This is a genomic window from Paraburkholderia sp. DHOC27 (assembly GCF_003429005.1).
Taxonomy (GTDB): domain Bacteria; phylum Pseudomonadota; class Gammaproteobacteria; order Burkholderiales; family Burkholderiaceae; genus Paraburkholderia.
In genome coordinates this window covers 610,989-626,575 of the sequence record NZ_QVQV01000006.1, presented here as the reverse complement: position 1 = coordinate 626,575, position 15,587 = coordinate 610,989, and the positions used below count along the sequence as shown (strand labels likewise).

9 protein-coding genes are annotated in these 15,587 nt (G+C 63.7%); 3 read left to right on the top strand and 6 right to left on the bottom strand.

Translation table 11 applies throughout. The features are described from left to right. Positions 1 to 19: 19 nt before the first annotated feature. Both D0B32_RS21460 and msbA read right to left on the bottom strand, forming a co-directional pair. Positions 20 to 1,093 carry a glycosyltransferase family 4 protein gene (locus tag D0B32_RS21460; protein ID WP_181969867.1) on the bottom strand — a complete coding sequence of 358 codons (1,074 nt, stop codon included), beginning with the start codon at positions 1,091 to 1,093 and terminating at the stop codon, positions 20 to 22. A 157-nt stretch (positions 1,094 to 1,250) separates the two neighbouring features. Continuing rightward, positions 1,251 to 3,044 carry a lipid A export permease/ATP-binding protein MsbA gene (gene msbA / locus D0B32_RS21455; RefSeq protein ID WP_117336275.1) on the bottom strand — a complete coding sequence of 598 codons (1,794 nt, stop codon included), beginning with the start codon at positions 3,042 to 3,044 and terminating at the stop codon, positions 1,251 to 1,253. Between the two features lie 206 nt (positions 3,045 to 3,250). Between msbA and D0B32_RS21450 the strand changes: the two genes are divergently transcribed. Then, positions 3,251 to 4,009 carry a glycosyltransferase family 2 protein gene (locus D0B32_RS21450; protein WP_117336274.1) on the top strand — a complete coding sequence of 253 codons (759 nt, stop codon included), beginning with the start codon at positions 3,251 to 3,253 and terminating at the stop codon, positions 4,007 to 4,009. Between the two features lie 106 nt (positions 4,010 to 4,115). On the opposite strand, the gene dnaE is transcribed toward D0B32_RS21450, so the two are convergent. Further along, on the bottom strand, positions 4,116 to 7,715 hold the full coding sequence (gene dnaE, locus D0B32_RS21445; RefSeq protein ID WP_117336333.1) for a DNA polymerase III subunit alpha: 3,600 nt from the start codon (positions 7,713 to 7,715) through the stop codon (positions 4,116 to 4,118). A 297-nt stretch (positions 7,716 to 8,012) separates the two neighbouring features. On the opposite strand from dnaE, the gene D0B32_RS21440 reads away from it, so the two are divergent. Continuing rightward, positions 8,013 to 8,876 carry a sulfurtransferase gene (locus D0B32_RS21440; protein ID WP_117336273.1) on the top strand — a complete coding sequence of 288 codons (864 nt, stop codon included), beginning with the start codon at positions 8,013 to 8,015 and terminating at the stop codon, positions 8,874 to 8,876. Between the two features lie 184 nt (positions 8,877 to 9,060). Further along, on the top strand, positions 9,061 to 9,966 hold the full coding sequence (gluQRS, locus tag D0B32_RS21435) for a tRNA glutamyl-Q(34) synthetase GluQRS (protein ID WP_117336272.1): 906 nt from the start codon (positions 9,061 to 9,063) through the stop codon (positions 9,964 to 9,966). 437 nt (positions 9,967 to 10,403) lie between these two features. On the opposite strand, the gene D0B32_RS21430 is transcribed toward gluQRS, so the two are convergent. The 3 genes from D0B32_RS21430 to D0B32_RS21415 all read right to left on the bottom strand — a co-directional run bounded on the left by D0B32_RS21430 (position 10,404) and on the right by D0B32_RS21415 (position 15,339). Beyond that, on the bottom strand, positions 10,404 to 11,870 hold the full coding sequence (locus D0B32_RS21430; RefSeq protein WP_117336271.1) for a DEAD/DEAH box helicase: 1,467 nt from the start codon (positions 11,868 to 11,870) through the stop codon (positions 10,404 to 10,406). A gap of 338 nt (positions 11,871 to 12,208) precedes the next feature. Then, positions 12,209 to 13,645, bottom strand: a complete 1,437-nt coding sequence (locus D0B32_RS21420) for an aldehyde dehydrogenase family protein (RefSeq protein WP_117336269.1) — start codon at positions 13,643 to 13,645, stop codon at positions 12,209 to 12,211. Positions 13,646 to 13,686: 41 nt separating this feature from the next. Beyond that, positions 13,687 to 15,339 carry an acetolactate synthase large subunit gene (locus D0B32_RS21415; protein WP_117336268.1) on the bottom strand — a complete coding sequence of 551 codons (1,653 nt, stop codon included), beginning with the start codon at positions 15,337 to 15,339 and terminating at the stop codon, positions 13,687 to 13,689. Positions 15,340 to 15,587: the final 248 nt, after the last annotated feature.

The window sequence follows — 15,587 nt, the reverse complement described above, 5'->3', positions numbered from 1 at the left end:
GCTCGGCCCTGCGCATGCCTTAACGCTCCACGCGGATGCGCTGGGCCAGCGCAAGCAGCGCGTCGACATGACCGGCAACGCTCGCGTCGTACAGCACGGCGTCGCGCGCCACGCCGGACGGTTGCGGCAGCGATCCGGCCAGACGCGCCTCGACCGCGCGTGCGAGCGTGCTGCGCAGGTCGGCTTCGTCGTCTGGGGTAAAAACGAACTTTGCGTGCTCCGCGATCGCATCGCAGCAGCCGATGCTCGACGGAAAGATCACCGGCGTGCCGCACATCACGGATTCGACGCCGACGAGGCCAAACGGCTCGTACTTCGACGCGAGGATCGTGAAATCTGCCGCGCGATAACCGTCTTCCATTTCCTTCACGTAGCCAATGTAGCGCACGCGCTCCGAGGTACGTTCCGGAGGCCGGCCCGCGACCGCCAGTACCACCGGCAACTTGGAGTTACGCAACGCCGCCTCGATCAGCGGCAAGCCCTTACGTTGATGGCTGCTGGACGGAAACAGCAGCACGATCTCATGTTCTGCGAAGCCGAATTTGCGCCGCAAGGCAGCGCGCGTGGCGGCGTCGACCGGCGCGAAGCGCGCGCCGTCCACGGGCGGACACAGCACGCGAATCTTCGCCTCGGGCACCGCATACAGCTCGCGCAGTTCGTCGTGCATCAACTGCGAATGCGCGACGATGACGCGGGCCTGCTCATATTGACGCCGTTCCAGCTCGATCTGCCAGTGGTCCGAACGCGTGGGCGTCCTGCCGATGGCGCGCAAAAAACCCAGGTGCGTGCCGCCGCAAATAGCGATCTCGGACGAATCGACCCGGTTGCAGCCAATCAGCACGTCGACCTTGGCAGCGCGCCGCGCGCGCCGCAGCCGCCACGAAAACCATGTGTCGCGCAGCTTGCCTGGTAGAAACGACACGTTGATGCGATGCGGCTCGACCATCCGGCTCTCCGGCACCGACATATCGAAGCGGCGCGCAAAGAACGCCAGCCGAAGCCCTGCCGCGGTGAAACCGCGCACCAGGTCCATCGCGTAGCGTTCGAGGCCGCCGCTATGTTTCAGCGCATTACTGGAGAGTCCAATTTTCATCATGCAGACGGTCGGGCGCCCGTGCGCCGCGTCAAACGTTGAGATTTGCAGCCGGACGCGCTTCTTCGGTGTGAGCCGCCCGGCGACATTGTGCACGGGCGGCAGGGATTCGGGCACAACCAGGATGCGTTTCGTCGCCGGCAAATCTAACCGCGTGTTACGCGGCGTTTTGCTGGAACTGGATGCGGTGCAGGTGCGCGTATAGCCCGTCTTGCGCGAGCAGTTCGCGGTGGCTGCCGCGCTCGACAATGCGCCCTGCTTCCATCACCAGGATGCGGTCGGCGCGCTCGATGGTGGAGAGCCGGTGCGCGATGACGAGCGTGGTGCGTCCCTTCATCAGCGTTTCGAGCGCGGCCTGCACGTGGCGCTCCGACTCGGAATCGAGCGCCGAGGTGGCTTCGTCGAGGATCAGGATCGGCGCGTCCTTGTAGATGGCGCGCGCAATGGCCAGCCGCTGACGCTGGCCGCCCGAGAGCATCAGGCCGTTGTCGCCCACCAGCGTCTCGATGCCATTGGGCATGGCCTGCACGGTGTCCCACAGGTTGGCTGCCTGCAGGGCCGCCTTCACCTTGTCTGCATCCACCGTCTCGCCATAGGCCACGTTGTGGGCGATCGTGTCGTTGAACAGCACGACATCCTGGCTCACCATCGCAATCTGGCTGCGCAGCGCGTGAATGCCGTACTCGGGCAGCGCGACGCCGTCGACCAGAATCTCACCGCCGGTGGGATCGAAAAAGCGCGGCAGCAGATTGACGAGCGTCGTCTTGCCGCTGCCCGACGGGCCGGCCAGCGCCACCATTTCACCCGGCGCGACCTTGAACGACACCTGATCGAGCGTCTGCCGGTTGTGTGTGCTGGTGGCGCCGTAGTTGAACGAGACATCACGGAACTCGACCTCGCCTGCGGCATGTTCGAGCGGCCGCCCGCCGCCTTCCGGCTCGGACGGTTCGTCGATCAGGCCGAAGATCAGTTCGGCGGCGGTCATGCCCCGTTGCAACGGCTGGTTGACGTCCATCAGATGCTTGAGCGGCGAAATGATCAGCAGCATGGACGTGACGAAGGCGACGAAACCGCCTACCGTCGTCTGATCCGATGACGACTGCACCACCGCGATGGTGATAACCACGGCCAGCGCGATGGAGGCGAGAAACTGCGTGAGCGGCTGCGCAAGACCGCCGGACACCGTCATACGCATCGAATAGCCGCGCAGACGCCGGCTCATTTCGGTGAAGCGGTCAGTCTCGTACTTCTCGCCGTTGTGCACCTTGACCACCTTGTAGCCGCCCACCGTCTCTTCGACGATATAGGACAGCTGGTTGGTCAACATCTGATGCTCGCGGTTGAGGCGGCGCAAACGCCGGTTGATCTTGCCGACCAGCCAGCCGATGGTGGGCAGCAGCACCGCGACGATCAACGTGAGTTTCCAGTTCAGATAGAACAGGTAGCAGAGCAGGAAGAACACCGTGAGCGAATCGCGCACGATCGTGACCAGCACGCTCAACAGCACGTTGAGAATCTGGTTCACCTCGAACACGATGGCATTGATGACGGTGCTGGCCGTTTCGCGCTGGAAGAAGCCGACGCTCGAGTGGATCATGCGGTCGAACATCTTCAGCCGCAGATCGAGCAGAATCTTGTTCGACACGTAGGCGAGCAGGTAGCCGGAGGCGTACTGCGACGCGCCGCGCACGAAGGCGAGGCCGATCACGGCGAGCGGTACGATCCATTTGGCCTTATCACTGGCGTGCGCGCCGAAGCCCTTGTCCAGCAACGGCTTGAGCAACGCGGGAATGCCGGCGTCCGTACCGGCGCTGACGGCCATCGCGAGAATCGCGCCGATCAGCACCCACAGCAGCGGCTTGAGATACGGCCAGAGCCTGCGCATGACGACAACCGGCGACGAGGCATCGCCTTCGCCGATAACTTTGCTTAACGTGGGCTTCGGGCTCAAGGAATCCTCTAGGAAAACGAACCGCGCGCCTGCCCGGAGGGCAGACACAAAATACCGCATTGTAAACGGTCGGACGGGCGAGGAACCGGGCCCCGCTGTGTATACTCCGGCAACCCGCCTGCGCCCCGTTGCACCCGCATTTGCGTGGCTTGCGACGGCGTGCAAGGCGGAGCGCGTCCTTTCTGTCCTTTCTACGCTACCAAGGCATGACCGAAACCACCCTTGGCGTCGCCATCATCACCCGCAATGCGGCGGCCCGGCTGGCCGAATGCCTCGCCGCCGTGGCCTTCGCCGATGCGATCGTCGTGCTGGACGGCGGCAGCACCGACGGCACCGTCGAGATTGCCCGCGCCCACGGCGCGCGCGTCGTGCAGCAGACCGACTGGCCGGGCTTCGGGCCGCAAAAGAATCGCGCGCTCGACGCCCTGGACACCGACTGGATCCTCTCCCTCGACGCCGACGAGGTCGTCTCGCCCGAGCTTGCCACATCGATTCGGGCCGCGATCGCGAGCCCCGTGGCGCAGGTCTACGCGGTGGACCGGCTATCGAGTTTTTGCGGTCACTGGATTCATCACAGCGGCTGGTATCCGGACTGGATTCCGCGCCTTTTCAAACGAGGCGCGGCGCGTTTCTCTGCTGATCTGGTCCACGAACGGCTCGTGTTCAGCACGCCGGCACAGCGACTGTCCGGCAAGCTCATGCACTACTCGTACGAAGACTTCGAGACCGTGGTGCGCAAGCTGGATGCGTACTCGAGCGCGGGCGCCCAGCAGCGCCATGCCGCGGGCAAACGCGGCAGCTTTGGCAAGGCCGTGGGACGGGCGACGTGGGCGTTCCTGCGTACTTACGTGCTGCGCGCCGGCTTTCTCGATGGACGCGCCGGCTTCATGATCGCGGTGTTCAACGCGGAGACGGTGTATTACCGGTTTCTGAAGCTGGAGCGGCTCGCGGCGGAGCGGCGGTAGAGACGAGTGGTTGGAGCGGGCGGCGGTGGCAGGCTTGCGCGCTTTTAACTACAGCGCGTGGGCGAAGCGCGGCCCCATGCGGCCGCGTTCAGCCCGGCGTTGCGCGTCAATACACGATTTCGATCGCGCTGCCCGCGAACTCGCCACGTAGCGCGGCGAGCAGTTCATCCGTGGGCTTCACGCGCCAGGCGTCGCCCAGCCGCACCTCACCCTCGGCATTCTCGCTGCGATAGACGATCTGCACAGCCAGCCCGTTCGGGATCTGCACGGCCTGGCGCTGCCGCCCGCCGCCGTCACCTCCGTAGCCACCACCGAAGCCACCGCTGCGTCCACCGCCATTGCCACCATTACCGCCGCCGCGTGCCGGCATGGACGGCGCCTGCGCCGCCGGAGGCTGATCGGGGCCCGCGCTATGGGCTTCGAGCACACGCCGCAGTGCCAGTGCGTCGGCATTGCCGTTCATCTGCACCTTCACGGCTTCCGCGTAACGGCAACGCGCACGGCCGAGGTCCATCACGGTATCGACCGTAAAACGGATGCCGCCGGTGAATGCGTCGTTACGCGCCTGCCCTTGCACGACCAATAGCTCGTCTTCCTTGAAGAGCTGCTTGTGCGCTTCGAAGGTCTCGTTGAAGACCGTCACTTCGCACTGCCCGGTGCCGTCGTCGAGCAGCGCAATCAGCATCTTGCCGCGTTGAGTCATCTGCGTACGCAGCGAAGCGATCACGCCTGCAATCAGCTTGTCGCGGCCTTCCTTCAGTTCGCCGATTTTCTGCCGCGCAAAGCGGCGCACTTCGTCCTTGTACGCGTCGAACAGATGGCCGGACAGATAGAAGCCCAGCGCGCCCTTCTCTTCCTGCAGCTTCTTCTTTTCCGGCCATTCCGGCTCGTCGATCAGCTCATGGCCTTGCGACGGCGCGTCGCCCATATCGAACAGGCCTGCCTGCATGGCGTTGGCGCTCGCCTGATCAGCGGCTTCCATTGCCAGCGACACTGACGCAATCAACTGCGCGCGGTTCGCATGCAGCGTGTCGAACGCGCCAGCGCGGATCAGCGCTTCGACGGTGCGGCGGTTCACCACGCGACGGTCGATGCGATTGCAGAAATCGAACAGGTCGATAAACGGACCGTCTTCGCGCGCGCGCAGAATTTCTTCGATCGCGTTCTGACCGCTGCCCTTGATGGCACCCAGACCATAGCGAATCGTCTTCGAGCGCTTGCCGTCCGCTTCCGCCACCGGTTCGAAGCGGTACGCGGACAGATTGATGTCCGGCGGCAACACGGCCATCTTGTTCGTGATGCAGTCTTCGAACAGGATCTTGACCTTGTCCGTATCGTCCATGGCAAGCGACATATTCGCTGCCATGAACTCTGCCGGATGGTGCGCCTTCAGCCATGCGGTGAAGTACGCGAGCAGCGCGTAGGCCGCCGCGTGCGACTTGTTGAAACCGTAGCCGGCGAACTTCTCCATCAAGTCGAAGATCTCGTCCGCTTTCTCCGCGGTGAGGCCGTTCTTCGCCGCACCTTCCCGGAACAACGCGCGGTGCTCGGCCATTTCTTCGGCCTTCTTCTTACCCATCGCGCGACGCAGCAAGTCAGCGCCACCGAGCGAGTAGCCGCCGATGATCTGCGCCATCTGCATCACCTGCTCCTGATAGACCATGATGCCGTAGGTCTCTTTCAGGATGGGCTCGACGCGCGGGTCCGGATACTCCACCACTTCGCGGCCGTGCTTACGGGCGCAGAAGCTCGGGATCAGGTCCATCGGGCCCGGACGGTACAGCGCCACCAGCGCGATGATGTCCTCGAAACGGTCCGGCTGCGCGTCTTTCAGCATGCCCTGCATGCCGCGGCTTTCCAGCTGGAACACGGCGACCGTGTTGGCCTTCTTGAGGATGGAGAACGATGCCGGATCGTCGAGCGGCACTTGTCCGAGCGACCAGTCCTGCTTCGACGGATCGAGACGGCGGATATAGCGCTCGGCCCAGTCGAGAATCGTCAGCGTGGTCAGCCCCAGAAAGTCGAACTTCACGAGGCCGACGGCTTCGACGTCGTCCTTGTCGTACTGGCTCACGACGCCGCTTTCGTCGCCCTGCGTGTAGAGCGGGCAGAAATCGGTCAGCTTGCCGGGGGCGATCAGCACGCCGCCTGCGTGCATACCCACGTTACGCGTCAGGCCTTCGACACGCTGCGCCAGTTCGAGCAACTGGTGCACTTCGTCTTCGTTGTCGAAGCGCTCCTGCAAGAGCGGCTCTTCCTTCATCGCGTCGGCGATGGTCACGTGCTTGCCGGGCTTGAACGGGATCAGCTTGGCGATGCCGTCCGTGAACATGTAGCCGAGGTCGAGCACGCGGCCAATGTCGCGCACCGCCGCCTTGGCCGCCATCGTGCCGAACGTGGCGATCTGCGACACGGCGTCCGCGCCGTATTTGTCCTTCACGTACTGGATGACGCGGTCGCGGCCGTGCTGGCAGAAGTCGATGTCGAAGTCGGGCATCGACACCCGCTCCGGATTCAGGAACCGTTCGAACAGCAGGTTGTAGCGCAGCGGGTCGAGATCGGTCACGCCGAGCGCGTAGGCCACCAGCGAGCCGGCGCCCGAACCCCGGCCCGGCCCCACCGGCACGCCATTGTTCTTGGCCCAGTTGATGAAGTCCGCGACGATCAGGAAGTAGCCCGGAAAGCCCATCTTGATGATGGTGCCGCACTCGAATTCGAGGCGCTTGTAGTACGTCTCGCGCTGCGCGTCACGCTCTTCCACATTCGGATAGAGCTGCTCGAGCCGCTTTTCCAGACCTTCTTTGGACAGATGCACCAGATAGTCGTCGAGCGACATGCCATCCGGCGTGGGGAACAACGGCAACTTCGGCTTGCCGAGTTCGAGCGTCAGATTGCAACGCCGCGCAATCTCCACGGTATTGGCGAGCGCCGAAGGAATGTCCGCGAACAACGCGGTCATTTCTTCCTGGCTGCGGAAATACTGCTCCGTGGTAAAGCGTTTCTGACGCCGCGGATTGGCGAGCATGTCGCCTTCCGAAATACACACGCGCGCTTCGTGCGCGGTGAAGTCGTCCGGCGTCATGAACTGCAACGGGTGCGTGGCGACCACCGGCAGCTTGAGCGATGCGGCCAACGTCACGGCCTGTTGCACATAAGCTTCACTGCCCGGCTGACCGCAGCGCTGCAACTCGATATAGAAACCGTTCGGGAAGACCTTGGCCCAATGCTGCGCATTGCGCCTGGCCGCTTCCGTGTTGCCTGCCGCAAGCGCGAGACCGACGTCACCCTGCTGCGCACCGGAGAGCGCCAGCAACCCTTCGCCAAGGCCGCTTTCGAGCCAGCCTGCTTCCACTTCCGCACGGCCGCGATACTGATTGGTGAGCCATGCCTTGGTGAGCAACTCGCACAGATTCAGATAGCCGCGCCGGTCCTTGACCAGCAGCAGCAAACGGGAAGGCTTGTCGCGGTCATCCGGATTGGTGATCCAGACGTCGCAACCGGCAATGGGTTTGACCCCTTTGCCGCGGGCTTCCTTATAGAAACGGACGAGGCCGAACGCGTTGCCGAGGTCGGTAAGGGCGAGCGCGCCCTGACCGTCTTTGGCAGCGGCGGCGACGATGTCGTCGAGGCGCACGATGCCGTCGGCAATCGAGAATTCGGAGTGAACGCGGAGATGAACGAAGCGGGGATCTGACATGGGCGTTATTGTAACTCCAGGCCCCCGAAGATTTGGCTCCCAACCACAGCGATTCAGCGACGTTAGCCATTCGGACAAGGGGCGAATCCCGGATCACGGGTGGGCACCCGCAGCGGATTGCCCGCGAGTCAACCGGGAGCGCTTTGCGCTGCCGCAATGCGTTAGCCATTTGGCCGACTCGGGCAAAGTGGCCGGTTGAGGGATAATACGGGTTTCGCCCTATCTGCCGTGGCCACGCCATGCGCGCGCCTTGCTGGCGCCTGCGTCGTTGGAAGCGTGACCGGGCCACTTTACCGCCGGACCATCATGAGTATCGTCAACCTCGCCGCGTATCAGTTCGCGACCCTCGAAGCCACTGCCCAATGGCGCCCGCTCGTCACGGAGCGCTGCAACGCGCTCGGCTTGCGCGGCACGATCCTGCTCGCGCCGGAAGGCATCAATCTGTTCGTCGCGGGCACGCCGGAAGCGGCGGCCGCGTTTATCGACTACATCCGGCACGACCCGCTGTTCGAAGGCAAGTTTGCGCAATTGCAGTTCAAGGAAAGCGTGTCCGAGAAGCAGCCTTTCCGCCGCATGCTGGTCAAGCTGAAGCGCGAGATCATCACCATGAAGAAGCCGGCCATCCGGCCGGAACTGGGCCGTGCGCCGTCAGTGGATGCACCCACCCTCAAGGCCTGGCTGGACCGTGGTCACGACGACGCGGGGCGCCCCGTGGTGATGCTCGACACGCGCAACGCTTTCGAAGTCGACGTGGGCACGTTCGACGCCGCGCTCGACTACCGCATCACGAAGTTCAGCGAGTTCCCCGAGGTGATCGAGAAGAACCGCGCCGACCTGGAAGGCAAAACCGTGGTCTCGTTCTGCACGGGCGGCATCCGCTGCGAGAAGGCCGCGATCCATATGAAGGAAGTCGGCATCGAGAACGTGTATCAGCTCGAGGGCGGCATTCTGAAGTACTTCGAGGAAGTGGGCGGCGCGCACTATCACGGCGAATGCTTCGTGTTCGACTACCGCACCGCGCTCGACCCGGCACTCAAGCCCACTGCCACCGCGCAGTGTTTCGGTTGCCGCGCAGTGGTGAGCCCGGAAGCACAGCAGTCACCGCTGTATGTGCCGGGAAAGACCTGTCCGGAATGCCATCCGGAGAGGAACGCCGCGCGCGCTGCGTGATGTTTGTGACTGGGTTGTCGAGCGAGCGCGCCCTGTTTGAGTCTGGGATGCTGAGTCAGTGCTTCCAGGGCGTGAAGCTCGTATGGCTGGTGCCGCCTGCCGGTGCACGCATTCATGCCGGGTCAGCTGATGCACCAGCATCCGCAAAACATGCAGCGCCCACCACATCCTGGCGCGTTAGCACATGAGTTATCGCGGCCGCTTTGCCCCCTCCCCGACTGGCCCGTTGCATTTCGGTTCGCTGGTAAGCGCATTGGCGAGTTGGCTGGACGCGCGCGCGCACAATGGCGCGTGGCTGGTTCGCGTAGAAGATATTGACGGCCCGCGTACCGTACCGGGTGCCGCGGAGGACATCCTGACGACGCTGGATCGTTTTGGCATGCACGCCGACGAGCCGCCGGTCTGGCAGAGCGAGCGCACCGAGCGCTACGAAGAGATCCTGTCGCAGTTGAGAGCAACGGGGCTGGTATATCCATGCGGCTGCACGCGCAAGGAGATCAGCGATTCGTTGTTGAGTGCTCACGCGCGCAACACCACACTCGCGTATCCGGGCACCTGTCGCGACGGCCTGCATGGCAAGCCGGCAAGAGCGTGGCGCTTACGCGTTCCGGACGGCGAAGCGGCAGTCATCACGTTCGACGACCGCTGGCAGGGCACGCAAAAACAAGATCTGGCAACTGAAGTTGGCGACTTCGTGCTGAGGCGCGCGGATGACCAGTGGGCGTATCAACTGGCGGTGGTAGCAGACGACGCCGACGCGGGCATTACGCACATCGTGCGGGGCGCGGACTTGCTGGATTCGACAGCGCGGCAGATCTATTTACAGCGTTGCCTGGGTGTCCCGACACCAGCGTATCTGCACGTGCCGGTGGTGACGAACGAAGCAGGCGACAAGCTCAGCAAGCAGACCGGCGCAACGGCATTGGACACGAACGAACCACTAAAGGCGCTGCAAGCAGCCGCCCGACATCTGCAACTGGAGATGGGTGAGGAAACGTACACGTCCTTGAACGCGTTCTACGACGCAGCGACCGCAGCCTGGGCAGCGCGGATGAAGCGCGGAGCGCAGGGAAACGCGTCGCGCAGCTAAGTCGCAGTGATGGTTTGGGCAATGATGGTCTGGGTTTTCTGCGACGCAGGGCCTCCGCGTGCAATACCGCAAGCGGCGCGGCAGCAACGGCAAACAAAGAAATCGAAGCCGACGCGACAACTCTGCCGCAGCATGAAACGAAGGGAAGCGAACCGAACGGCGGCGCGAAGCGCGCGCTGGATGAATGATGGCTGTGCCACGGGGTGGGTAGGTGCGAGAGACGCACTCGTCTCGGACCACTTCGAGGTGAGTTTAGGGGGCGACACCTACGAGCTAGCGGTGTGAGCCCGCTTTCTTTTGCCTACTTTTCTTTGCGGCCGGCAAAGAAAAGTAGGTGCCGCCCCGCACAGGGGCAACGCAAATAGACCACTAACAAAGCAAGGAAAGGCCAACCAAAAACAGGCGACCAATCCAAACCAAAACCAAAAACCAAAAACTTAAGAAGAAGTACTCTTCCTGGGCATCCCAAACCCACCCAACAACGCCGCCAGCGGCTGCTTGCTCGCCGGCTTCTGCGCAGCAGCAACCTCACTCCGCTCCTCAACCTTCCGGCTGGAAGGCGACGGCTCATACGGCTTCAGGAAGAAATCATCCACCGGCTGTTGCCGATGATGATGCGGCCGGTCAAACGACGACGACGAACCCGGCGAAGATCCAGTACGCCGGCGTCCACCACGCTCATCACGTCCTTCGCGTTCACGCCGCGGCGCACGCTCTTCATGGTGGTGCCGCACCGGCACATCCACGGTCAGACGTTGCACATCGAGCGGACGCTTGATCAGCTTTTCGATGTCGGCCAGTTGCTTGCGCTCGTTCGGGCTGCACAGGGAAAGCGCATCGCCGGACGCCCCGGCACGACCCGTACGGCCGATGCGGTGCACGTAGTCTTCCGCGTTGAACGGCAGATCGAAGTTGATCACCGCCGGCAGTTCGGCAATGTCGAGCCCGCGTGCGGCGACATCGGTGGCCACCAGCGCTTCGATTTCACCGCGCTTGAACGCATCCAGAGCCTGCATACGCTCGTTCTGCGTACGGTCGCCGTGAATCGCCGTCGCCACCACACCGTCGCGCTCGAGGCTGCGTGCGAGGCGGCTCGCGCCAATCTTGCTGTTGCAGAACACGATCACCTGCTTGAGGCCCCGGTCGCGGATCAATTGCACCACCGCGCCGGTCTTGTCGCCTTCAGCCACTTCATAGACCGTCTGCGTGACGTTGGTCGCGGTCGAATTGCTGCGCGCCACTTCGATGGTCTGCGGGTTGCGCAGATACGTCGCGGCCAGCTTCTTGATTTCACCGGAGAACGTTGCGGAGAACAGCAGCGTCTGACGTTCCTTCGGCAGCAGGTTCAGGATGCGTTGCAGATCCGGCAGGAAGCCCATGTCGAGCATCCGGTCCGCTTCGTCCAGCACCAGCATCTGCACCTGGCCGAGATTCGCGGTTTTCTGCTGGACGTGATCGAGCAGACGGCCCGGCGTGGCGATCAGAATCTCCACACCGCGGCGCAACTGGTCGGACTGCGGATTCATGTCCACCCCGCCGAACACCACGGCGCTGCGCAGCGATGTGTACTTCGCGTAGGCGTGCACGTTGGCGGCAACCTGGTCGGCCAGTTCGCGGGTCGGCGTGAGGATCAGCGCACGCACGGGGTGACGCGCCGGCGAAGCGCTCGTGCTCGCGTGCGGCAGCAGGCGCTGGATGATCGGCAGCGAGAAGCTCGCGGTCTTGCCGGTGCCGGTCTGCGCGGCGCCCATGACGTCGCGGCCCGACAAGACCACCGGAATGGCCTGCGCCTGGATCGGCGTGGGCGTGGTGTAGCCCTGCTCCAGAACCGCTTTCAGGATGTCGGGGGCAAGGCCAAACTGGTCAAAGGTCTCGTTGCTGGGCGTGACGGCTGTGTCGGACATGGTGGCTTTCGCTAAAAATGCGCCTGCGCGGGGGGCGCGGCAGCGGCCAGGGCCGCGGAGGGGCATCAGGATGAAGCGGAGCCACGGCGTGCCGCACGGTACCCTATCTGGTCAGGGAAGATGCAGCCGGCTCCGGCCGACGGAAACACCCGCCGGAAAGGCCGGTATTGTAGCACTTCAGCAAAAACACTCATGGCGCGGACGTCTGCTTTCTGCTCACTCCCCCGGCAGTGACGCCGTCCCACCGGGCAAAGTTACGGGCCAGATCAGCCTAAGCTACCCGCAAGACAGTCCTGTGACAGCACCAATGGAGCGGCCCAGCCTCGGCCGCCCCACCCTCACCACGTCTCACGCATCACCATCAGCCGCGGCTCGGTCATGTCCTCCATCGCGTAGCGGACGCCCTCGCGCCCCAGCCCCGAATCCTTGACCCCACCGTACGGCATGTTGTCCACGCGGAACGACGGCACATCGTTGATCACCACCCCGCCCACGTCCAGCCCGTCCCACGCGCGATGGGTATGGGCAAGCGAATCGGTGAACACGCCTGCTTGCAGGCCAAAGTCGCTGTCGTTGACCCGTGCGAGCGCCTCGTCGAAGTCCTTGAAGGATTCGAGGATCGCCACCGGGCCGAAGGCTTCCTTGCGGTACAGGTCCGAGTCGCGCGGTACGTCTTCGAGCAGGGTCGCCTCGAACTTCGCGCCGTCCACCGTGCCGCCGGCGATGATCTTCGCGCCCGCCAGCACCGCGCTCTCCATCCACCCGGCGAGGCGTTTCGATTCCGACTCCGAGATCATCGGCCCCACGAAGGTCTTTTCGTCCTTCGGATCGCCCATGATCAGCGACTTCGTTTTCGCAATCAGCTTGTCGCGTAACGTGTCGTAGAGGCTCGCGTGCACGAGAATTCGCTGTACGCCGATGCAGCTTTGCCCCGACTGATAGAACGCGCCAAACGCGAGCCGGTCCACCACGTAATCGAGCTTGCCGCCCTGATCCGCGTCGACGACCGCCGCAGCGTTGCCGCCCAGTTCCAGAATGACCTTCTTCTTGCCGGCCTTTTTCTTCAGATCCCAGCCCACCGCGGGCGATCCGGTGAACGAGAGCAGCTTGAAACGCTCGTCGGTGGTGAACAGGTCGGCGCCGTCGCGATGCGCGGGGAGGATCGAAAACGTGCCCTTGGGCAAGTCGGTTTCCGCGAGAATCTCGCCCATGATCAGCGCGCCGACCGGTGTGCGGCTGGCCGGTTTCAGCACGAACGGCACCCCCACGGCGAGGGCGGGCGCCACCTTGTGCGCGGTCAGGTTGAGCGGGAAATTGAACGGCGAGATAAACGAGCAAGGCCCGATCGGCACGCGCTTCACATAGCCGTGATAGCCCTTGGCGCGCGGCGAAATCTCCAGATTGATGATCTCGCCGTCCACCCGCACGGCCTCCTCGGCGGCTACCTTGAAGGTATCGATCAGCCGCGTGACTTCGCCGCGTGAATCGTTGATCGGCTTGCCGGCTTCGATGCACAGCGCCATGGCCAGCTCATCAAAGCGCTCGCGAAAGCGGCTCACGCAGTGTTCGAGCACGGCCTGGCGCTTGAACGGCGGAAACGCCCGCAGTGCGGCCTGCGCCTCCACGGCGTGACCGATGGCCTTGTCGATGGCGGCGGCATCGGCCATTGCCACGCGGGTTGCCACTTCGCCGGTGAACTTGTCGGTGACTTCGAGATCGGTATTGGCCGCCACCGCCACATTGGCCAGATAGTACGGGTAGGTCTTCTTCAACATGCCTCGTTCTCCTTGATGGGTCCCGGCTTGCACGTCGCCGCTCAGAGTTGCGCGCTCAGCCGTTTGATCTCGCGATTCAGCACGCGTTCGTTGTCCGAGTAGTCGATGGGCAGATCGATCACATGCACGCCCGGTGTCGCAAAGCACTCGCGCAGCAGCGGCGCGAATTCCGCCGCCGAGCTGATCCTGTGCCCTTGCGCGCCGTAACTCTGCGCGTAGGCAACGAAATCGGGGTTCTGCAGCGTCATGCCGTAGTCCGGGAAGTTCATGTTCTCCTGTTTCCAGCGGATCATGCCGAACGCGTCGTCGCGCAGGATCAGCACCACTAGATCGAGCTTCAGACGCACCGCCGTTTCGAGCTCCTGCGAGTTCATCATGAAGCCGCCGTCGCCGCACACGGCGATGACCTTGCGGTCCGGATGCACGATCTTGGTGGCGATGGCCGAGGGCAGCCCCGCGCCCATCGACGCCAGCGCGTTGTCGAGCAGCAGCGAATTCGGTTCATGCGCGCGGTAGTAGCGCGCGAACCAGATCTTGTACATGCCGTTGTCGAGACACACGATGCCGTCCACCGGCGTCGTTTCATAGACGTCGTTGACGATCCGCACCGGGTACATCGGAAAGCGGTCGTCATGCTGGCCCTTGACGAGATGCGCCTCGAAGTGCGCCTTGATCTCCTTGAAGCGCGTGAAGTCCCAATGCTCGCGACAGCCCTTGAGACTCTCCTTGAGTTGCCACACCGCATTGCCGATATCGCCCACCACTTCGATCTGCGGGAAATACACCGGGTCCACTTCCGCGCCGAGAAAGTTCACGTGGATCACGGTCTTTTCGCCGGCGTCGCCGCTGCGCATGAAGAACGGCGGCTTTTCGATCACGTCGTGGCCGACGTTGATGATGCAGTCGGCGTGATCGATCGCGCGGTGTACGAAGTCGCCATCCGACAGCGTGGCGTTGCCGAGCCACAGCGGATGCGATTCGTCGATCACGCCCTTGCCCATCTGCGTCGTGAAGAACGGAATGCCGATCTGGTCGACGAACTCGCGCAGCATCTTGGTGGTGGTCTTGCGATTCCCGCCCGCGCCGATCATCAGCAACGGATGTTTGGCGCTGGTGATGGCCTCGACCGCGTGCGCGATGGCCTTCTCTTCGGGGACCGGGCGGCGGCTGAAGCTCTTCGGAATCGGCTTGCCGTCGCCTTCCTCGTCCGCGACGTCTTCTGGCAACTCCAGATGCGTGGCACCGGGCCGCTCCTCCTCGGCCTGCCGCACCGCCTCGCGCACCAGCGCGGGAATATTGCCAATCGAGACGATCTGCCGCGTGTACTTGGTGAGCGGCTCCATCATGCGGACCACGTCGACGATCTGGAAGTGGCCCTGCTTGCTGGTCTTGATCGGCTTCTGGCCAGTCACCATCAGCATCGGCATGGCGCCGAGCTGGGCGTAGGCCGCCGCCGTGACGAGATTGGTGGCGCCCGGACCGAGCGTGGACAGGCACACGCCGACGCGGCCTGTCAAACGCCCGTAGGTCGCGGCCATGAAGCCAGCGGCCTGCTCGTGACGGGTGAGGATCAGCCTGACTTTGGAGCGGCGCAGCGATTCGAGGAGGTCGAGATTTTCTTCGCCGGGAATTCCGAACACGTACTCGATACCTTCGGCCTCCAGCGACTTGACGAACAGATCGGATGCTTTCATTGAGTCTCTCGCTTGACGAACGAGCGCGGACTCAAGGCCCGCGCAATGGGATCCGGAAACGGCTGATCGAAGACGATGACAGACGCGGCCATGCGCGAAGCGGTGGGCGCGGGTGAACAGCTTACTACCAGGCGGGAAATGGTGCGCGGTGGCGAGCAGCGGCGCCGCGCACATGGGGAATGGGAAACGGCGGCAGGCGAGGCGCCTGCGGCCTCGATACGTGGGTGCCGCGCTTGCGCTGCGCCGCT